Here is an 18,539-nt window from a genome sequence, read left to right on the forward strand (position 1 = left end):
TCCTGCGGCAGCACCGGCGTCACCTGAAACGAACGCAGATATGACTTAAAACGCCAACTGCGCCCGCATCTCAAAGAAATCTTGTATGTGGTGAATAAAATCCTATTGCAAGCTCTAGACGAAAGAGAGGGGTTGCCAGCCACTGATTTGTGGATGTAAGAGCATGACTTCAGTTGAGTAGACGTCTCTCCTGAAAGGCAAGTCCCATGTCCCTCATATTCAAGATCGCCCCCAAGGCGCTTTGGCAAGAAGCTGAAGCAGCCGGTTTCTTTGCGGGTGCACCGATCGATCTGGCCGATGGTTATATCCACTTTTCCAGCGCCGAGACCGTGAAAGAAACAGCAGCGCTGTACTTTGCGGGACAAACTGACTTGCTGCTGATTGCCGTTGAAAGCGAAGATTTCCCTGAAGAGCAGATGAAGTGGGAAGCCTCCCGGGGGGAAACGCTCTTCCCGCATCTCTATGGCAAGTTTCCCGCCTCCAAAGCTATATGGGTCAAACCTTTGCCATTGGATGCAAATGGCAATCACGAGTTTCCGGAGCTGTAAATGTCGATTGAAAACCTCATAAACAAAGTCGGTATCCGGGCACTGCATTGTCTGGACCCGGAGACCTCCCACAACGCAACCATCAAGATGCTGGCCTCAGGTCTGGCGCCGACATTCGGCCAGATCGAGGACAAGGCTCTTGAATACAAGTGGGGTGATCTGATTTTCAAGAACCCGGTGGGCATGGCAGCAGGCTTCGACAAAAATGCCGAAGCCATCGCGCCGCTGATGAAACTTGGCTTTGGTCACGTTGAAGTGGGAACGGTCACCCCTCTGCCACAGGAAGGTAATCCAAAGCCTAGGAATTTCCGCCTGAGTGCAGACCGCGCCGTTATCAATCGTTATGGCTTCAACAATGACGGCCACGATGTCGTCTACGAGCGCATCCGCAAAGCAGGCCGCACACCAGGAGTACTTGGCATCAACGTTGGTGCCAACAAGCTCTCAGAGGATCGTGTTGCGGACTATGTTCTGGGTGTAAAGCGCTTTGCAGAACTGGCGGATTACCTGACGGCCAATATTTCCTCTCCTAACACACCCGGCCTGCGAGACTTGCAGGAGAAGGATGCACTGGGGCATCTGCTCACCGCCATTATGGAAGCGCGCAACGAGCAAGAAGACCGCCTGGGCCGTAAGGTGCCCGTCATGCTTAAAATCGCCCCAGACGTGACCGACGAGGCGCTCAAGGAAATCGCAGAAGTCGTCCTGACCAGCAAAGTCGATAGCATGATTGTCTCCAACACCACCATTGCCCGACCCTCCACGCTGAAAGACCAGCAGCAGGCCAAAGAAGCAGGCGGCCTGTCAGGTGCGCCATTGTTTGAACGAGCTACCATTGTGCTAGCGAAAACCCGGCGAGCAGTTGGACCCGATCTGCCGCTCTTTGGCGTTGGTGGTGTAGACACACCAGAAAAAGCCGCAGCGAAGATCTTTGCAGGCGCAAACCAGATACAGCTCTATTCCGGCATGGTTTATGAAGGACAAACGCTGGTGAAGAAGATCAACCACCATCTGTCCCGCCTCGTTGCTGCCCGCAAGGTTGCCAACTTGCAGGAACTTGTCGGCATCGACAATGACATCTGGGCTGATAAATCGCTGGAGAACTGAGGCCCACACCTATCGATAAATGAGGCCGGGCTTCGCAGGAAGTCTGGCCTTTTTCTTTGTGAGAACACCAGTCAAAGATATCCGCCATCCACTGAGTGGCACGAAAATCTCTACAACTGTCAATATACAATGAACAGACATTCTATTTAATGTGATATTGTTCATTTATGTCGGTGCTTTACCTTCACTGTAAGAGCAACATGAAGGAAGACCCATGACCAAAGTTCTCGTTTTATATTATTCAAGCTACGGCCACATCGAAACCATGGCAGAGGCCATCCGTGAGGGGGCTGAAGACGTCGCCGGAACGACTGTGGTTGTAAAGCGCGTGCCGGAACTTGTGCCGGAAGAAGTTGCTGTAAACGGTCACTTCAAGCTGGATCAACAGGCGCCGATTGCGCAGCCGGGTGAGCTGGCGGATTATGACGCCATCATCTTTGGTACCCCAACGCGCTTTGGTAATATGGCATCGCAGATGCGTAACTTTCTGGATCAAACCGGTGGGTTGTGGGCTGGCGGCAAGCTGATTGGTAAAGTCGGCTCGGTGTTCACATCCACCGGAACAGGCGGTGGTAACGAGACAACCATCACCAGCTTCTGGTCGACACTGGCGCACCACGGCATGATGATTGTTGGCCTGCCGTACTCAAGTCCGGAACTCTTCAATATCACTGAAGTGCGCGGCGGTTCCCCATATGGCGCCAGCACCATTGCAGGCCCGGATGGTTCTCGCCAGCCAAGTGAGGATGAGTTGAAACTGGCCCGTGACCAGGGGCGCCACGTCGCAACAATTGCAAGCAAACTGACCAGCTAAAAGCAGGTGCCACGCCTGATCACATCAAGCAGCACGTAGCCTGCGTTGTGTGATCAGGCGCATCAACTCAACAAAACCTTCAAGGCTACCAAGGCCTGCCTCATATATTTCATTAAGAGATCATTCAATGACCGTTCCTAATCACGCGCGAAATCATCATCAGGGCATCGTTTTAAACGGAAATACAGTCAGCTCCCATAAGTTCCCTGCAGAACCGCTTGGACCATTCGAAGTGAAGATTGCTCTGCAGTCTGCAAGCCTGAATGCACGAGATCAGATGATCCGAAAAGGCCAGTACGGTGAAATGCCAGCGGATCTTGTGCCTTTGTCCGATGGAGCAGGGGAAGTTATTGCTATAGGTGAGCAAGTCATAAAATGGTCTGTTGGAGACCGAGTCATGCCAACCTTCTTTCAGGATTGGCTTGAAGGCCCATTCCAGCCAAGCGCATTATCTTCCGCAATCAGCTCAGCTGATCAGCCGGGCGTTTTAAGAGAGCAAGCGAAGTTTCATCAGGATACTCTTGTGGGTGTGCCAGATCATATGAGCTTTCAGGAAGCAGCGACACTCCCTTGTGCTGGCGTCACAGCATGGCATGCCCTTTTTGAGCAACACCGGGCTTTGCGACCAGAGGACACTGTCCTGATACAAGGCACGGGTGGTGTTGCCATCTTCGCTCTGCAACTCGCCAAAGCGTTTGGAGCCTGCGTTGTCCTCATCAGCTCTTCAGATGAAAAGCTAGAGAAAGCAAAGGAGATGGGAGCAGACATAACGATCAACTATAAAACCACACCGGATTGGGATGTCGAGCTAAGAAAACTGACAGATGGGCACGGCGCTGATGTGGTTCTGGACCTTGGCGGGAAGGAAACACTGGAGCGATCCATACGTGCCGTAGCCGCTCATGGCCTGATTACACAAGTGGGTGTTCTGACTGGTTGGGCACACGCCCCTGAGAATATCAGCCAGCTTGTCCTGAATAACTCGTCGCTGTCAGGTGTTCTGGTCGGCTCCCGCGCTTATTTTGAGAACCTGTGTGCGTTTGTCTCCAAGCACCAGATCAAACCGCTCATAGACAAATCTTTCTCCATGTCCCAGATCGACGAAGCCTATGCCTACATGGATCAGGCACAGCACATGGGCAAAGTCACCATCGACATTGCTTAGCACGTGACTTGCGTCTTGCCCGGGTATGCATATCGGGCAAGACAAGCTGCTTTCAGCTGAGGAAGTCCTGAAATTATGCCTTTTGGAGAGCTCCAAAATACTGGCGTTCGCGAACCACACACAGATAACTAAGGGTCAAACCACGCGCCCCGAAGAACACCAGCAATGAGAACCACAGACCGTGGTTTCCGTAGAGCGGATAAAGCAGGTAATAGCTGGCAAGAAACAGGATGGTGGAGACCACAACAGAGTTCCGCATATCCTGAGACCATGTTGCGCCAATAAATACACCATCCATCTGGAAGGCCAGTGTGCCAATGATCGGCGTCAGTACAGCCCAGATCATATAGGTACGTGCTGTTTCTCGCACCTCTGTATGTGTTGTCAGCAGGTCAATAACCGGTCCGCCAGCCACCCACAACACGACTGCCGCACCAAAGGAAAGCCCAAAGCCCCAGCCGATGGAGAGCCGCAGGGCTTTGCGGAAGGCAGTCCGCTGTTTGGCCCCGATTGCTTGCCCTATTACCTGTTCTGCAGCTGATGCCGTACCATCCAGAAAGAATGCTGCGATCAGAATGAACTTCTCAAGCACAGCATTGGCGGCAAGCACCACTTCTCCCTGAGCAGCACTGCGAGAGGTAAAGAAGCCGAAGGCAAACAGCATCACCATGGACCGGATCATGATGTCCCGGTTCAACGCCAGCATCGGCTTCAGTTTCTCCCAAATGATGATCTGAGAAAACGAAGGTAAACGCGCGCCGCGGAGTTCGCGCTTGATCAGAAAAAGACCAAGGCCAAATGTCAGCATCTCGGCAATAAAGGTTGCCACAGCAACACCGGGAATGCCCCAATCAAACCCGAGCACAAACACAACAGAAAGCACCATATTGATGACATTCAGGAAGGTCTGAATAAGCAGTCCGATACCGGCTTTGCTGAGGCCCAGATACCAGCCAAGAATAGAATAGTTGGCAAGCACAAACGGTGCTGAAAACGCACGGATCGCAAAGTATGTCGCCGCAGCTTCCTGCACCGCATCCGTCCCGCCAATAATGGGCAAGCCAAACGTCAGAAGCGGCCACTGTAAAAAGATGACGACAATGCCACCAATAATACCCAGCAAAAGGGCACGGGCGAGCACGGCACGCAGTTCATTGCCATTGTTGGCACCAAGAGCCTGTGCAGCAAGGCCTGTCGTTCCTGCGCGTAAGAAATAGAAGAAAGCGCCGATCACATCAAAAAGGATCGTGCCAACAGCCAACCCACCCAAAAGGGCCGCATCATGCAGCTGTCCAATCACAGCAGTATCAACTAACCCCAGCAATGGAGTAGAGATATACGCCAGTGTCATAGGAACGGCGAGCGCAAGGAAAGAGCGGTTCGTCACCTTGAAACTTGTAGACACGCGGGAAACCTTCAAACGAACGAGTGCAGCACCAGCAAGCAGCTCAAAATGGATTGGATAATCAAAGTATCATTGGCATATTGGTTTGTTCTGCGTTTGTCCATACCATATTGCGCAGACCTGCTATAGATAAGAGTGTATCTCCCAAGCATGGGAACCAGTTTTCGGATCAGGAAACGACAAAGCAAAAGTGATTTCAGAGAAGGTACTGCCCCTGTGAAGCTCCCAATCGTGCACCATCCTGCATACACGGCAGACATTCCGGAAAACCACCGGTTTCCAATGCGCAAATATGCGGAAGTAGCTCAGTGGTTGAAGCAAACCGATCCAGACGGTGCACTCTATGATTTCCACGAGCCGGAGCCAATCTCCAGACAAGACCTGCTGCGGGTACATGCAAAAGACTATGTAGATCAGGTTCTCAGCTGCAATGTTCCCCACGCCATCGTGCGCGAGATCGGCTTTCCTATGACCCAAAGCGTTTCCTTCCGTGCGCAATGCGCAACAGGTGGGTCTCTGCTCACGGCAATGCTGGCGCTGGAGTATGGCGTCGCCTGCAACACCGCCGGTGGGTCGCACCATGCCCGCATTGCACAAGGAGCAGGATTTTGCGTGTTCAACGATGTCGCCGTCGCGGTGAGGGCGGTACAGGCCATGCGCATGGTACGCCGCGTGCTCATTGTTGATCTGGATGTCCATCAGGGAGACGGGACTGCCGATATCTTCGCTCATGACACCAGCGTCTTCACACTCTCCCTCCATTCAGAAAAGAACTACCCCGTCCGCAAGAAGGCCTCCACATTGGATGTACCCCTGACCGATGGCATGGAGGATGACGAATATCTTGAGATCTTGGAGGACACGCTCAAACATGTTCTCAACACCTTCAAAGCCGATCTGGTGTTCTTCAATGCAGGTGTCGACCCTCATCATGATGACCGTTTAGGGCGTCTTGCACTGTCTGATGAGGGGCTGCGAAAACGAGAGGAACTGGTCTTTAAACTGGTAAGGAATGAGGGGCTTCCACTTGCAGGTGTGCTGGGAGGTGGTTATTCGTATAATCTTCGACTATTGGTTAACCGGCATTCAAATCTGTACCGTGTGGCAGCGAAGTACTTATGATTCAAAAACAAGTCCTATTTATATAAAATTTTAGTTAAATGTAATATTCCATCATTAAGAACTGAATAGGTAAATGTGTCTTGCCATTTTATGAAAAATGCGCAGTATCCCCTCCGTAAAGTGCAAATAAAATGCCTCGGAAGGCTAGGAGACACATATGGGTGTTGTAGTCACCAATAGAAGCGTTGTACTGGATACTGCGGATTACATGATCCGGGAAAGCGGGCTGTTGGGCTTGGATGTCGACCAGCTTGCCAGCAGTACTGGAACAAGCGAGCAGGATATCTCGAAAATGTTCTCTTCCAAAAAGGGGGTAGAGCATGCCGTGCTGCAAAGGTATATCGACCGCTTCCTGCAGATCCTGGGTGACCCTGCCACGCAAACTCTTCACTTTCGCAGAGCGCTGGATACCTACATTGCCGCCTTTCAGGCAGGCATGGCAGACGGTGGTGAGCTGTTCCTCTCAGCAGTGCTGGGCGACAAGGATGAAGAACTGCCGGATGAGCTTCAGGAACTTGCTGCGACTTTCGCGCGCCGCAACCGTGTCTGGTTGGCGGACCTGTTGGAATACAGTGGCAGCTGGTCCTCTGAAGAAGCGCTGGTGAAATCCGATTTCGTGCTTGCAGCACTGGAAGTTGCCGTTTTGATTGGCAACACGAGCGAAGATCCGGAGATCTTCGACAACCTGTCAACCAACATACACAACATCTGTATGCAGTAGTGGTTTCTCTGCCGGAGCAGGCGCGGTTAACGCCCGCGCCAGTTCATAAGGCGAGTAATGAACCACAGTGGCACCACGACGATGGCTCCAAGGAAGAAGTAGGAGCCAAAGCGTTCAATCGCTGAGAAGCCCATATTCCAGATCCTGACAAAGAAATCCTGCACGGAATAAATCAGGCTCAGCGGTGAAAAGTCCAGCGCAGACAAAACAATCCCGACAATCAAAGATAGAAAAATCAGCCGAATGAGAACGCGCCCCGGCGAGTCTCCAAGAAAACGGTTGAACTTATCGTTTGACATCAAAATCTCCGCTACACCAAAGCGTATCCCCGAATGCCGGAAACCGCTTTTCGGATAAGGAAACGCACTGTAATAAAAGGTCAAAGCAGTTTGACTGCCCTAAGTTTAGTGCATACTGCTTAACATTGATTTCTATATAGGAAGCCTGAGGGATATTGCATAGATGCAAATCCAAATTGTACGCTCAGGTTATTGCTGAAAGTTATTGGTGTGCCGTTTATTGTCTACGCTGCGGAACCGGAAGACGCAGACCTCCTCGCAAACATCCGCGTCCAGTCCATGCGCGAAAGCCTTGAAGCGCTGGGCCGTTTTGATCCCGAACGAGCGCGCGAACGTTTCTTGAACAGCTTTGTCTGTGAAGACACCTTCAAACTCGTCTCAGGACAACAGATTTTGGGGTTCTATGTACTGCGGGACCGCCAGGATTACATCTGGCTCGACCACCTCTACATCCACCCAAGCGCTCAGGGAGGTGGCATAGGAGCCGCCGTGATCTCCCGGATCAAAGCGCATGCGTTCTCAAAAGGAAAGCCAATCCGCCTGGGTGCATTGAAACAAAGCAAAGCCAACGCCTTCTATCTGCGCTACGGTTTCCAGCACACCCACAGTGCAGAGTTCGACAACTACTACGAACTCCCGCTGGAAAGCATGCCGCAGAGTGCACCAACTTTCATTCTGAAACGCGCTGAACCCAAAGATATCGAACAGCTCGCAGACCTGCGCCATGAAGCGATGAAAGACGAATGGGCAGCCAACAATCTCACGGACTATGCCCTTGCGCGCAGGCATTTCTTTGAAGACTTCAAGTCCGAGGCAACGCTAAAGATTGTGCAGAACGAAGAGTTGCTCGGCTTTACAGCGGTGCATGAATATCAGGACTACATCCATCTTGATATGATCTACCTGCACCCAACAACCCAAGGGCAGGGTATCGGTGGGCAGATTGTTACAAACATCAAAGAACAAGCTACGCAGCTGAACAAGCCAATCCAGCTTGGAGCGCTGCGTATCAGCAACTCCAACAAGTTCTATCTGGCGCAAGGCTTCAACTTCACGCACAACGTGGACTTTAACAACTACTACGAGTTCACCCCAGAACCAGCCTTCCAACTCCAATCCGCATCTCAGGAAGACTTCGAAGAACTCCAGCACATTCGCTACACCGCAATGAAGGAAAGCGCGGAAGCCAATGGGCTGTTTCATCACGACGAAGCCAGAGAGATATTCCTAAGCGAATACGCACCTGAGAAGACTCGGAAGATCCAGAAGAGCGGCAAGACAGTCGGCTTTTTCGTGGTCCTGAACCACCCCGATCATCTGTATCTGGACATGTTCTACCTGCTGCCTGAAGCGCAAGGTCTCGGCATAGGCTCAAAGGTCCTGCAACAGATCAAGGATCAAGCGGATGAGCAAAACAAACCCATCCGCCTCGACGCTCTCCGCATCAGCCGCGCTAACGATTTCTACCAGGGCTACGGCTTTCGCGTGACCCATTCAGAAGGCTCCAACAACTACTATGAGTATGCGCCAAAGTGTTCTCTCACAGTAAGTGAGGCATGAACCTAGTCTTTACGCCCCAAGGACTTCCAGAGGCTGCTTGGCGACGGTGATGAACTCCCAGGCATTATTGGGATCAGCGCCTGCTTGCCGGAGCAGTCCGTCAATTTTATCTCTGAACTCATACCGCTGGGTGTCTGAAAGTGTCCCGCTCTCTTCCAACGCATCCTGTAACTGAGACTTAACCTCCAGAAACTGGAGTTCAATTTCATAATCGCCGGATTCCACATTGAACCAGCCTTTAGCTGCCTGATAGTAGGTCTCTGGATTTTCTTTTGTCAGTTGAAAAAGCTCTTCCGGGCCAGCCTCCTGGAGATTGCTGCTATCGCCCGGTCCAAACCACAGGCTCAGCACCTTGCCGTCTTCCGCTCCCAGTGCCACATGCGTGTCCGCAAAAAAGAACACCACATCACCTGCTTCAAAGGAGGTTGCTGGCTCGCTGTTGTCGTATCCGACAACCTCATCCAGAATTTCATTGTAGCCAATGTCGTAGTTGAGATTGTCTTCCAGTTCGCGAATAACCCGGTTGCTCTCCGGTGTGTCCGCATAAGCCTTAAGCCCCATCAGCAGAACAGCTTCCTTGCAGTTCATGCAGCTGTGCGCAGTGGGCTGTAGCAAAGCAGCTTGGTTGGTCAGGTGATCGCGAAAGTGGGAGTTGTCTTCAAGCGGCGTCGCCCCTGATTGCCAGTTGAGGCTTCCTTTCCAGGACTGCCCAACCTCGACAGCTTTATTAGCGCTTTGCACGTTTTGTGCACCAGCTGCCGATTGCAACGGATGTGTGGACTGAACATTAGTGAGGCTCTGGGTATTGATAGGCATCGCGAGATCTTTGCTACATTATTATCATCAACCTCTGGTATAGGATTTGACAGGCTTCGCGAGTGTCCTTCAGCACATCGCAAGGGGCAGGTGTAATGTCATCACCGGATGGGGCGTATGATGAAACAGGACGAGATTGGCAAACATGGTGAGGACCAGCAGGCTCTTTTAGAGCGCCCCTCATGGCGCTTAGAACCTGCAAACTCCTCTGACTTCGACCTGCTCGCAGATATCCGTCAGCAAGCTATGAAGTCCAATATGGAAGCCAACGGTCTGTTCGACCATGCACTTTACCAGCAGTATTTCAAAGACAGCTTCGATCCGGCCTCAACCTGGAAGATCATTGAAGAAAGCGAAGTCCTCGGCTTCTACGTCCTCTGGAACAAACAGGATCACCTCTACCTCGAACGCCTCTACTTCCACCCAAAAGCACAAGGCCGTGGCATTGGTGCAGACATCCTCACGTTTCTGAAACAACAAGCCACCGCCCAAACCAAACCCATCCGCCTCGAAGTCCTCCCCCAAAGCCGCGCCAACGCATTCTACCTCCGCCATGGGTTTGAGCTGGTTGAGGAGAGGGAAGAGGAGAAGCTGTATGAATGGGGGCCTTTGCAGTGCTCATGTGTGGTTGAGAGTTTTACTCTGGAAGCTGCGGCCGAGTCAGATTTCGGTCTACTTGCGGACATTCGGCAGGAGGCCATGAAAGATGAATGGGCTGCGAATGGAATGTTTGACCATGCGTTTTATCGGGAGAAGTTTCAGAGCACGTTTGATCCAACATCCACACGAAAGATCATCATGGAAGGTGAGACCCTAGGCTTCTACGTTTTGTGGGATCGTGAAGACCACTTGTATCTGGAGCGCCTTTATCTTCGGCCAGAAGCTCAAGGTCGTGGAGTTGGAAGTGAGGTTCTGTTGCAAATGAAATGCCTTGCAAGAGAGCAGGGCAAGCCGATCATCCTCGAAACTTTTCCAGAAAGTCGAGTAAACGCTTTCTATACTCGAAATGGCTTCCAGTTGATCGAGGCTAATAGCCGTGAAAAGAAATACGAGTTCAAGCCTGTTAGTCTAGATGTTTCTGCATAAAAAACGCCGATGAGATTTCTCCCACCGGCGTTTCAATCTCAAACCAGACGGCTGAGCAGTAAAGCCCAGCCAAATCTGTCTTACTCTGCAGCTTCTGCGACAGCCTCGGCAGGGGAGAACTTACCGTAGTAGGTCTCGCCAGCGTCTGCCATTGCGCGCAGCTGTTTGTTTGGTGCGAAGCGGTCGCCCCATTTTGCAGCCAGCTTGTCACAGCGCTCTACAAACTCTTTGGTGCCAATGCCGTCGATGTAGGACAGCGTGCCACCGGAGAATGGTGCAAAGCCGAAGCCGAGGATAGAGCCAACGTCTGCTTCACGAACGTCTGTTAGGCAGTTCTCTTCAAACACGCGTGCGGTTTCAAGAGCCTGAATGCCCAGAAGACGGTCCTTCAGTTCTTCAACGTCGAACTCATCGGCAGACTTGGATGGACCTGTGATGTCAGTAATGCCAGGCCACAGAGCCTTGTCCTTGCCTTTATAGTCGTAAAAGCCCTTGGTGTTCTTACGGCCAAAACGCTCATTCTTAACAACCATTGCATCCAAAATGGTGTCAAAACCGCTGGTAGGATAAGCATCGCCAAGGTCTTTCTTGGTCGCTTCCTTAATCTTCCAGGCAAGGTCCAGAGCAACTTCATCACCCAGAGACAGCGGACCAACAGGCATGCCTGCCATCTTGCCAGCGTTCTCGATCATCGCTGCCGGAACACCATCGGAAAGCATCATGATGCCTTCACGAACGTAAGTGCCAACCACGCGGGAGGTGTAAAAACCTCGGCTGTCATTCACAACAATCGGGGTCTTCTTGATAGCCTTCACATAGTCCAGAGCAACAGCTGTTGCCTTGTCCTCGGTCTTCTCACCCAAAATGATCTCAACAAGCATCATCTTGTCCACTGGGGAGAAGAAGTGAATGCCGATGAAGTCAGCTGGACGCGATGACGCTTCTGCCAGTGAGGTGATCGGAAGAGTAGACGTGTTGGACGCGTAAACTGCGGAAGCTGGCATTGCTGCTTCTGCTTTTTCGGTCACAACGCGTTTCACTTCACGGTCTTCGAACACAGCTTCGATTACCAGATCCACATCGCTCAGGGCGTTGTAGTCAGTGGTCGCAGTGATCAGGCTCAGCAGCTTCTCTTTTTTCTCAGGAGTAGACTTGCTGCGCTTGATAGCTTTGTCCAAAAGGCCTTCAGAGTAAGCTTTGCCTTTGTCAGCAGCTTCCTGAGACTGGTCGATCAGAACAACCTCAAGGCCAGCTTTTGCTGTCACGTAAGCAATGCCTGCACCCATCATGCCAGCACCAAGAACACCAACTTTCTTCAGTTGTGTCTCAGGCACACCAGCTGGGCGGCGAGCCCCTTTGTTCAACTCCTGCATGGAACCAAACAGGGAGCGAACCATGGCGGCAGCTTCCTTGCTCTGCAGAACATGGGCAAAGTAGCGGCTCTCAATGGTCAGGCCAGTGTCCATTGGCACCATCAGGCCTTCAACAACAGAGTGCAGCATGTAGCGTGCGCCCGGGTAGTTGTCGTAGGTGTTCTGACGGTAAATCGCGTTCGCAGCAGGCCAGAACTGCATACCGGATGGGGAGTAAACCTTACCGGTTGGGATTTTGAAGCCCTTCTTGTCCCAAGGCGCAACTGGGTCAACACCTTCGCTCAGCATCTTCTTGGCAGCAGAAACCAGCTCAGCTTCAGGCGCAACAGCGTCAATCAGCTTCAGGCGCATGGCTTTCTTCGCATCAAGGTTCTGGCCCATCAGCAGGAACTGCAGACCACCCTGAAGGTCACCAACCAGGCGCATAACACGCTGAGTACCACCAGCACCTGGGAACAGGCCAACCTTCACTTCAGGAAGAGCCATCTTCAGGCTTTCCTCAGCGCCGATACGCTTGTGACAGGCCAGAGCCAGCTCAGTGCCACCACCCATGGAAACGCCGTTGATCGCAGCCACATATGGCTTGCCGGAGGTTTCCATTTTACGGAACACGAGAGAAAGCTTGCGAGTGCCTTCAAACAGTTCTTTCGCAGCGCCTTCCGGGTCAACGCTCTGACGCTTTTTAAAGCCGGCAAGAGCCTTGCCAATCATGGAAAGGTCAGCACCAGCGGAAAACGCTTTCTTGCCAGACGCAACCACAACACCTTTGATGGCGTCATCAGCGGTGATGTCGTCGATGATTTTGTCCAGCTCGTTAATGACGGACTCGTCAAACACGTTCATCGGCTTTTCAGGCGAGTCCCATTTCAGAACTGCAAAGCCGTCCGCATCGGTTTCAAGGGTAAAGTGTGTGTAAGTCATGTTCGTCTCTCCCCTTAAACGCGCTCAATGATGGTTGCTGTGCCCATGCCAGCACCAATACACAGCGTAACAAGAGCAGTGTTTTTGTCCTGGCGTTCCAGCTCATCAAGAACTGTACCAAGGATCATTGCGCCGGTTGCACCAAGTGGGTGACCCATTGCAATTGCACCACCGTTTACGTTCATGTTGGCGTGGTCAATCTCAAACGCCTGCATGTAGCGCAGAACAACAGCAGCAAAGGCTTCGTTCAGCTCAAACAGGTCGATATCGCCAATTTCCATGCCAGCGTTTTTCAAAAGCTTCTCGGTCACATCAACCGGGCCTGTCAGCATCAAAGCCGGATCAGAACCGATGTTTGCAAACGCTTTGATGCGTGCGCGTGCTTTCAGGCCATAAGCCTCGCCAGCTTCTTTCGTACCCATCAACACAGCCGCAGCACCATCCACGATACCGGAGGAGTTACCAGCATGGTGCATGTGGTTGATCTTTTCGATCTCAGGATGTGCCTGAATACCAACAGCGTTAAAGCCACCCATACTGCCCATCATCTCAAAGGATGGGTTCAAACCTGCAAGGGACTGCATGTTTGTTTCAGGGCGCATGTGCTCATCACGGTCCAAAATGGTCAGGCCATTGATGTCGCGCACAGGAACAACTGAGTTCTTGAAGCGGCCTTCATCCCATGCCTGTTTCGCACGGCGCTGGCTTTCTACAGAATATGCATCCACGTCATCACGGGAGAAACCGTATTTGGTGGAGATCAGGTCAGCAGAAACGCCTTGAGGCATGAAGTAGGCAGGAATAGCCACCTGCGGGTCAGCAGGCCAAGGGCCACCAGAAGCACCAAGACCAACACGGCTCATCGCTTCAACACCACCGGAAATAACCAGTTGGTTTTGACCGGCCATGATCTGGGAGGCACCCATATTCACCGCATCCAGACCAGACGCACAAAAGCGGTTGATCTGCATACCCGGGACTGAGCGGTCATAATCTGCTGCGAAGACAGCAGCGCGTGCAATGTCAGAGCCTGCGTCACCCACTGGGTCAACACAGCCAAGCACAACGTCATCTACAAGCTTGGTATCAAGCTCATTACGGTCTCTGATGGCTTCAAGAGCGTTCGCTGCAAGGCGCGCTGTCGAAACTTCATGCAAGGAGCCGTCTTTCTTGCCGCGCCCGCGTGGGGTGCGCACATGATCGAATATAAGGGCGTCTGCCATATTGTCCTCCGCAAAAATTGGTCAGGCTGGTGTAGGCAAGGGGTGGCCGGGCATCAGGTCATAAGGGGCTACCCAATGGGGCAGGGCCTTAATCCGCTCAAGCCATGCATTCACATTTGAATAAGGGCCGAAGTCCACACCAATCTCTTCTGGCCAAAACAAGTATCCGCACACCGAAAGGTCTGCGATTGTTGGGCGATTTCCAACAAGGAAGTCATTGTTCGCAAGGCGCTGGTCCAGCACCTTCAACGTGGCGATGGTCCGGCCTTCAAAAAAGCGGGTCACATCGGTCTCACCGGTCTTCACCATGGCTCGCATATAGCGCAGGGTTGCCACATAGCTGGTCAGCTTGTGGTTATCCCAGAAAAGCCAGCGCAGGATTTCCCGGCGTTCTTCCTCGCTCTCCCAGCCAAATGTGCCAAGCTGCTGGGAAAGGTATTCCAGTATCACGGCAGACTGGGTCAGCCGTGTTTCCCCGTGGATCAGCACGGGAATCTCCCCCATCTCGTTCTGCTCACTGCGGAACTCAGGATCGCGGGTCGCACCATTGAAAAAATCCACCCACGTCGGGGTCCATGATGCCTGGGAAAGCTCCAGCATCAGCGCAACCTTGTAGGCATTGCCGCTTTGCGCAAAACACTGAAGTTCATATTCCGCCATATCGCACTCCTAAAATCTGTCAGTTTAATATATCAGATTGAGAATAGGGCAGGACAAGAGCCCGGGATAGGTCCCGGGCCCTTGAGTTGCGATAAAGTGATTAGAACGCTTCTGCATCCAGACTCATCATTGTGTCCGCACCGGTGGAGATGCGGGCCAGATGAGCAGAAGATTCCGGCATGATACGCTCCATGAAGAAGGTACCAAGGGTCAGTTTGGTGTTCAGCCAGTCTTCCTTGCCGTTTGCACCTTCAGCAATTTTACCTTTTGCTGCAATCGCAATCTTGGTCCACATGTAACCAAGGGCAACAAGGCCAAACAGGTGCATGTAGTCGTTGGATCCGGCACCCGCATTGTCCGGGTTCTTCATCGCGTTCTGCATAAACCACATGGTCGCGGCCTGAAGGTCCTTCAAAGACTGCTTCAGCGCTGTGGTGTAAACGCTCAGCTCTTCGTCGCCTTCATGCTCTTTGATGAACGCGCCAACTTCTTTGAACCATGCCTGAATAGCGCGGCCACCGTTTGCTGGCAGCTTACGGCCAACAAGATCAAGCGCTTGAATGCCGTTGGCACCTTCATAGATCATGGCGATACGAGCGTCGCGAACGAACTGCTCCATACCCCATTCCTGAATGTAACCATGACCACCGTAAAGCTGCTGAGCCATCACAGCGTTGTCAAAGCCCTTATCGGTGATAACGCCTTTGATCACTGGGGTCAGAAGACCCATGATGTCGTCAGAAGACTGTCTTTCAGCTTCATCCTCGGAAAGATGAGAGACATCACCATGCAGGCCAGTCCACATGTAAAGAGCACGCGCTGCCTCATTAAAGGAGCGGATGGTCATCAACACGCGGCGCACATCCGGGTGCACAATGATTGGGTCAGCTGGCTTATCTGGTGCCTTAGGTCCGGTCAGGGAACGGCCCTGCAAGCGATCCTTCGCGTAGATAACTGCGTTCTGGTAAGCCACTTCGGACTGGGACAGGCCCTGAATACCAACGCCAAGACGCGCTTCGTTCATCATCACGAACATGGCGCGCAGGCCTTTGTTTTCCTCACCAACGAGGAAACCAGTCGCATCGTCATAGTTCATGACACAGGTTGCATTGCCGTGGATGCCCATTTTCTCTTCAATGGAGCCACAGGAAACGCCGTTCATTTCACCCGGATTGCCGTCTGCATCGAGCTTCTTCTTCGGCACAACAAACAGGGAAATACCCTTGGTGCCGGCAGGAGCGCCTTCGATACGAGCCAGAACGAGGTGAATGATGTTCTCGGAAAGATCATTGTCACCTGCAGAGATGAAGATCTTTGTGCCGGAAATCTTGTAGGAGCCATCCGCTTGCGGAACAGCCTTGGTGCGCAGCATGCCCAGATCCGTACCACAATGCGGCTCGGTCAGGTTCATGGTGCCAGTCCACTCACCGGTTGCCATCTTAGGCAGGTAAGTGTCCTTGATCTCGTCACTTGCATGCGTATGCAGAGCAGCCATCGCGCCAGCTGTCAGGCCCGGATACATGGCAAACGCCATGTTGGCCGAACAGATGTACTCATTCACAATGCCGGAGAAGATGGACGGAAGGCCCTGACCACCATACTGCTCAGGAACGGACAGACCACCCCAACCAGCTTCAACATAGGCGTTGTAGGCTTCTTTAAAGCCTGGAGGCGTTGTCACAGAGCCATCATCATGGCGGATACAACCAGCTTTATCGCCAGAATGGTTCAGCGGCTGCACGATCTCCTCAGAGAACTTTGCGCCTTCTTTCAAGATGGCTTCAACCAGATCCGGTGTCGCCTCGGAGAACCCGGGCAAGTTGGAATGTTTTTCGTAACCCAAAACATCTTTGAGCAAAAAGAGAGTGTCTTCGACGGGAGCACTATAACTCGGCATAGCAATTTTTCCTTCCGACCAACCTTAGAGGCATGGCTTTAACGTTTGCGTAAACGTCAACTTGTGACGGAATATAGAGCGCCCTCGCGCCTGCGGCAAGTTATACCCAAGTGTAATTTCTTAGGGGTAGGTACGTATCCGCGGAATCCTGCGGGTTTGTACCTGATAACTTCCCTGTGAAATCTTAGTGGACCCTGCCTCTGGTACTATGAAAGTGACGGGTAAGCTTTGTCTGCCCCTCAATTTTAAAGGGAAAATATGGCGTGAAAGCGAGAATCGCCGTTTTTGGAAAACTCGATTATGCGGCTTCCGTCCACACGCTTGGCCCAGCCTTGCTCCAGAAAGAAGGAGAGCAGGGAGGTGCCCGCAATTCCTGCCAGATGAGACCGCCGTGCACTCCAGTCCAGACAGGATTTGCACAAGGGCCGCCGCTTGGTCTCCTTGTCCGGTAACACCACGCCCAGTTCACTCAGGAAGGATCGACCGTCTCCGGTGAGGTGAAGCTGCTCACCATCTTCCACCAAAAACTCTCGCGCCAGCAAACTGTCATAGGCCTGCACCCCATACTCTCCGGCCAGATGATTGTAGCAGATACGGGCTTTGCGCAGGGCAGGCTCCTTTGGCCCGGTCCGCACACGGGTCATTCCAGAGCGCATGGCAATCCCGCTCATGGCCTCCAGCAAAGCTGCAACATCAGCATCCGCCAGGTTGTAATACTTGTGCCGTCCTTGTTTGCGCAGGGTGACCAATCCGGCCTCCGCCAGCCGTCCCAGATGAAAACTGGAGGTCTGAGGCGTGACACCAGCCTCCTGAGCCAGCTCACTGGCCGTTAACGCCACGCCAGTCATAAGAGCCTGCAACATGTTCGCCCGTGCCGGATCTCCAATGAGTGCGGCAATCCCGGCAATATTTGGACCTTCTTTCATGTGGGGCTCCATTCTTGAATTCTGCTCGATGACTATAGCACACACGCAAAATTGATAGTTCGATCACGATCGAAACAATAGCGCAGACCAGCTTGCTACACCGGGGGCATTGACGAACTGAACCGGAGATTTGTGATGCTCACCTGTGTCATCCGCTACCAGATAGACCCGACGAAAAAGGCAGAATTCCAACAATACGCGCGCAATTGGGGGCAGGCGATCCCGCGCTGTGGAGCGGACTTGATTGGCTACTATGCCCCTCATGAAGGTTCCACCACATTGGCCTATGGCATCTACAATGTGCAAAGCTTGGCTCACTATGAAGAATACAGAGCCACTCTTGCAAATGACCCGCTCGGGCGCGAAAACTATGAGTTCGCTATGAGAGAAAAGTTCATCCTGAAAGAAGACAGAACGTTTCTCACTCTTGCATCCACGCCGCATGCAAAGCCGTAATCGCCAAACAAGCCGTGAAAGTTCCCAGCATGATTGCCGTTATTTTTGAAGTTGAACCCTTCGCAGACCACAAAGCCAGTTATCTGGATGTGGCCGCCTCAATTAAGCCTGAACTGGAGAAAATCCCGGGGTTTATCTCTGTTGAGCGATTTCAGAGTCTCACCAATCCTGAGAAAATTTTGTCACTGTCATTTTTTGAGGATGAGGAAGCCGTGAAACGCTGGCGCACTCAGGAAAAGCATCAGGAGGCGCAGCAACTGGGAAAAAATGAATATTTCCAGAAGTATCGCATCCGCGTGGCAAGCGTTTTGCGAGATTATGGCTTGGATAACAATTAAATTAAGAAAGTTCGGGAGATATGCCGGTATTTTATAGGTGAAAAATATTGAACGTATTCTTCATGAATAAATTCAGGTGCCTATAAGTGGCTATAAATCAAA

18 protein-coding genes are annotated in these 18,539 nt (G+C 52.2%); 10 read left to right on the forward strand and 8 right to left on the reverse strand.

Features of this window, described 5'->3' with window-relative positions; translation table 11 throughout:
- Positions 1-206 precede the first annotated feature (206 nt).
- The 4 genes from PsAD46_RS08755 to PsAD46_RS08770 all read left to right on the forward strand — a co-directional run bounded on the left by PsAD46_RS08755 (position 207) and on the right by PsAD46_RS08770 (position 3,634).
- A complete protein-coding gene (locus tag PsAD46_RS08755; protein ID WP_063306606.1) occupies positions 207-548 on the forward strand; it encodes a DUF952 domain-containing protein in 342 nt (113 codons plus the stop codon).
- A complete protein-coding gene (locus PsAD46_RS08760; protein WP_063306607.1) occupies positions 549-1,655 on the forward strand; it encodes a quinone-dependent dihydroorotate dehydrogenase in 1,107 nt (368 codons plus the stop codon).
- Between the two features lie 214 nt (positions 1,656-1,869).
- The gene (wrbA, locus tag PsAD46_RS08765; protein WP_063306608.1) at positions 1,870-2,469 is read left to right on the forward strand and encodes an NAD(P)H:quinone oxidoreductase; all 600 of its coding nucleotides are present in this window, start codon (positions 1,870-1,872) and stop codon (positions 2,467-2,469) included.
- A gap of 127 nt (positions 2,470-2,596) precedes the next feature.
- Positions 2,597-3,634: an NAD(P)-dependent alcohol dehydrogenase gene (locus PsAD46_RS08770; RefSeq protein ID WP_063306609.1), complete on the forward strand. Its 1,038-nt coding sequence runs from the start codon at positions 2,597-2,599 to the stop codon at positions 3,632-3,634.
- A 73-nt stretch (positions 3,635-3,707) separates the two neighbouring features.
- Here the strand turns inward: PsAD46_RS08770 and PsAD46_RS08775 are convergent, their stop codons facing one another.
- Entirely contained in the window at positions 3,708-5,039 is a 1,332-nt protein-coding gene (locus PsAD46_RS08775; protein WP_063306610.1) for an MATE family efflux transporter, read from the reverse strand.
- A gap of 282 nt (positions 5,040-5,321) precedes the next feature.
- On the opposite strand from PsAD46_RS08775, the gene PsAD46_RS08780 reads away from it, so the two are divergent.
- Positions 5,322-6,161, forward strand: coding sequence for a histone deacetylase (locus PsAD46_RS08780; protein ID WP_063302390.1), 840 nt, complete (start codon positions 5,322-5,324; stop codon positions 6,159-6,161).
- A 157-nt stretch (positions 6,162-6,318) separates the two neighbouring features.
- Positions 6,319-6,882, forward strand: coding sequence for a TetR/AcrR family transcriptional regulator (locus tag PsAD46_RS08785; RefSeq protein ID WP_057464941.1), 564 nt, complete (start codon positions 6,319-6,321; stop codon positions 6,880-6,882).
- A gap of 26 nt (positions 6,883-6,908) precedes the next feature.
- Here the strand turns inward: PsAD46_RS08785 and PsAD46_RS08790 are convergent, their stop codons facing one another.
- Entirely contained in the window at positions 6,909-7,181 is a 273-nt protein-coding gene (locus PsAD46_RS08790) for a DUF6460 domain-containing protein (RefSeq protein WP_057464942.1), read from the reverse strand.
- Between the two features lie 210 nt (positions 7,182-7,391).
- Between PsAD46_RS08790 and PsAD46_RS08795 the strand changes: the two genes are divergently transcribed.
- Positions 7,392-8,741, forward strand: a complete 1,350-nt coding sequence (locus PsAD46_RS08795) for a GNAT family N-acetyltransferase (RefSeq protein WP_063306654.1) — start codon at positions 7,392-7,394, stop codon at positions 8,739-8,741.
- Positions 8,742-8,750: 9 nt separating this feature from the next.
- On the opposite strand, the gene PsAD46_RS08800 is transcribed toward PsAD46_RS08795, so the two are convergent.
- On the reverse strand, positions 8,751-9,557 hold the full coding sequence (locus tag PsAD46_RS08800; protein WP_063306611.1) for a hypothetical protein: 807 nt from the start codon (positions 9,555-9,557) through the stop codon (positions 8,751-8,753).
- A 117-nt stretch (positions 9,558-9,674) separates the two neighbouring features.
- Between PsAD46_RS08800 and PsAD46_RS28345 the strand changes: the two genes are divergently transcribed.
- Complete coding sequence (locus PsAD46_RS28345) at positions 9,675-10,643, forward strand: GNAT family N-acetyltransferase (protein WP_208981738.1); 969 nt, start codon at positions 9,675-9,677, stop codon at positions 10,641-10,643.
- 80 nt (positions 10,644-10,723) lie between these two features.
- Here PsAD46_RS28345 and PsAD46_RS08815 read toward each other — a convergent pair whose 3' ends face one another.
- From PsAD46_RS08815 to PsAD46_RS08835, 5 genes are all read right to left on the reverse strand, one after another.
- The gene (locus PsAD46_RS08815; RefSeq protein WP_063306612.1) at positions 10,724-12,937 is read right to left on the reverse strand and encodes a 3-hydroxyacyl-CoA dehydrogenase NAD-binding domain-containing protein; all 2,214 of its coding nucleotides are present in this window, start codon (positions 12,935-12,937) and stop codon (positions 10,724-10,726) included.
- Between the two features lie 14 nt (positions 12,938-12,951).
- Positions 12,952-14,160, reverse strand: a complete 1,209-nt coding sequence (locus PsAD46_RS08820; protein ID WP_063292170.1) for an acetyl-CoA C-acetyltransferase — start codon at positions 14,158-14,160, stop codon at positions 12,952-12,954.
- 21 nt (positions 14,161-14,181) lie between these two features.
- Positions 14,182-14,820 carry a glutathione S-transferase gene (locus PsAD46_RS08825; protein ID WP_063306613.1) on the reverse strand — a complete coding sequence of 213 codons (639 nt, stop codon included), beginning with the start codon at positions 14,818-14,820 and terminating at the stop codon, positions 14,182-14,184.
- Positions 14,821-14,920: 100 nt separating this feature from the next.
- Positions 14,921-16,717 carry an acyl-CoA dehydrogenase C-terminal domain-containing protein gene (locus PsAD46_RS08830; protein WP_063306614.1) on the reverse strand — a complete coding sequence of 599 codons (1,797 nt, stop codon included), beginning with the start codon at positions 16,715-16,717 and terminating at the stop codon, positions 14,921-14,923.
- A 245-nt stretch (positions 16,718-16,962) separates the two neighbouring features.
- The gene (locus tag PsAD46_RS08835; RefSeq protein ID WP_063292179.1) at positions 16,963-17,643 is read right to left on the reverse strand and encodes a winged helix-turn-helix domain-containing protein; all 681 of its coding nucleotides are present in this window, start codon (positions 17,641-17,643) and stop codon (positions 16,963-16,965) included.
- Positions 17,644-17,778: 135 nt separating this feature from the next.
- On the opposite strand from PsAD46_RS08835, the gene PsAD46_RS08840 reads away from it, so the two are divergent.
- Both PsAD46_RS08840 and PsAD46_RS08845 read left to right on the forward strand, forming a co-directional pair.
- Positions 17,779-18,099: an NIPSNAP family protein gene (locus PsAD46_RS08840; RefSeq protein ID WP_063287326.1), complete on the forward strand. Its 321-nt coding sequence runs from the start codon at positions 17,779-17,781 to the stop codon at positions 18,097-18,099.
- A gap of 29 nt (positions 18,100-18,128) precedes the next feature.
- Positions 18,129-18,437: an antibiotic biosynthesis monooxygenase gene (locus PsAD46_RS08845; RefSeq protein ID WP_063287327.1), complete on the forward strand. Its 309-nt coding sequence runs from the start codon at positions 18,129-18,131 to the stop codon at positions 18,435-18,437.
- Positions 18,438-18,539: the final 102 nt, after the last annotated feature.

The sequence above is a fragment of the Pseudovibrio sp. Ad46 genome, assembly GCF_001623065.1.
Classification (GTDB): domain Bacteria; phylum Pseudomonadota; class Alphaproteobacteria; order Rhizobiales; family Stappiaceae; genus Pseudovibrio.